Origin of the sequence: Hydrogenophaga sp. OTU3427 (assembly GCF_038440225.1) — a bacterium.
GTDB lineage: Bacteria > Pseudomonadota > Gammaproteobacteria > Burkholderiales > Burkholderiaceae_C > Hydrogenophaga.
In genome coordinates this window covers 1-930 of sequence record NZ_JASATI010000111.1, presented here as the reverse complement: position 1 = coordinate 930, position 930 = coordinate 1, and the positions used below count along the sequence as shown (strand labels likewise).

At 55.8% G+C, this 930-nt stretch carries 3 protein-coding genes; 1 reads left to right on the top strand and 2 read right to left on the bottom strand.

Annotated features, from left to right (window positions below; all coding sequences use genetic code 11):
* Positions 1-218: HAD domain-containing protein (locus AAHB17_RS24500; RefSeq protein ID WP_342133673.1), on the bottom strand; the 218-nt coding region annotated here is incomplete at its 3' end.
* A gap of 112 nt (positions 219-330) precedes the next feature.
* On the opposite strand from AAHB17_RS24500, the gene AAHB17_RS24495 reads away from it, so the two are divergent.
* Positions 331-630 carry a helix-turn-helix domain-containing protein gene (locus tag AAHB17_RS24495; RefSeq protein ID WP_342133672.1) on the top strand — a complete coding sequence of 100 codons (300 nt, stop codon included), beginning with the start codon at positions 331-333 and terminating at the stop codon, positions 628-630.
* Here AAHB17_RS24495 and AAHB17_RS24490 read toward each other — a convergent pair.
* A partial coding sequence (locus AAHB17_RS24490) for a hypothetical protein (RefSeq protein ID WP_342133671.1) occupies positions 627-930 on the bottom strand: 304 nt, incomplete at its 5' end. The two genes, AAHB17_RS24495 and AAHB17_RS24490, sit on opposite strands and share 4 nt — an antisense overlap.

Below are 930 nucleotides of genomic sequence, written 5' to 3'. Positions count from 1 at the left end.
CTAGGCGTCGCACCAACAACTCTTGCCGCCAGGTCCGATGAAAACTTCTCTCGCAGACGGTCCAATGGAAAATCAAGACGCCAGGTACTGGAGATCACCACCTCGCAATCCTGGAGTTGCCGTACGACTTGCTCCAAGACGGGAAGGCAACAGAAATGTCGAGACTCGTGGGAGAACTCAGGGTGAAGGACCCCATCAAAGTCCAAGAACAGGATCATGATTTGTAGATACCCAGCGCGACTTGCGGTGATAGTGATTTTTTATGAATAGCCCGTCAATGGGACCATTTGGTCGTGGTCTTTTTAGTCTCATTGCGCGGAAATCGAGGGGATGCGTCGAAACAACGTCCCTCGTCATGCCAGCTTCGGCTCCGCGCTTCAGCGACTGCGCGCTGCCCGTGGCCTGACCCAAGAGGACATGCTTATGGCCACCAGTCGGCGGCACATGAGCCGCATTGAGCAGGGCCACCAGATGCCAAGCATTCGTGTCGTCGAGAGCCTAGCGGAAAGCCTTCGACTTCACCCGCTGACGCTCCTTGCTGCAGCTTACTGCCCAGATGGGAATCTTGAGTCGGTACAGGAGCTACTTCAGACTGTGCAAGCTGATATCGCCGGGTTGATCAACAGTTAACCCAAGCTGAGCGCTTCTGCGGACGAGTGCTTTTGGTGCACGATCCCCTTCAGGGTTTCCATGAGGTCTGCACCAGTGAAGCGGTCTCGGTTTTGAATCATTCGGTTCACTATCTCGTGATCTGCAGCGATGCTGAGCAGCATCATGACTTCACGCAGCATGTCCATATCGGTCACCAAATCGTGGTCGGTGGCGCCAGCCTTTGACAGCAGAAGCAGCGTCATCGGTAGAGCAGCACTGCCTTTGCCGCGTCCCGCATCCCACGCTCTGCCGGACAGCAGGTCTCGAAGCTGATCGGAC

Coding starts and splice junctions, on each gene's coding strand:
- AAHB17_RS24495 (WP_342133672.1), top strand. CDS start 331: ATGCGTCGAAACAACGTCCCTCGTCATGCCAGCTTCGGCTCCGCGCTT.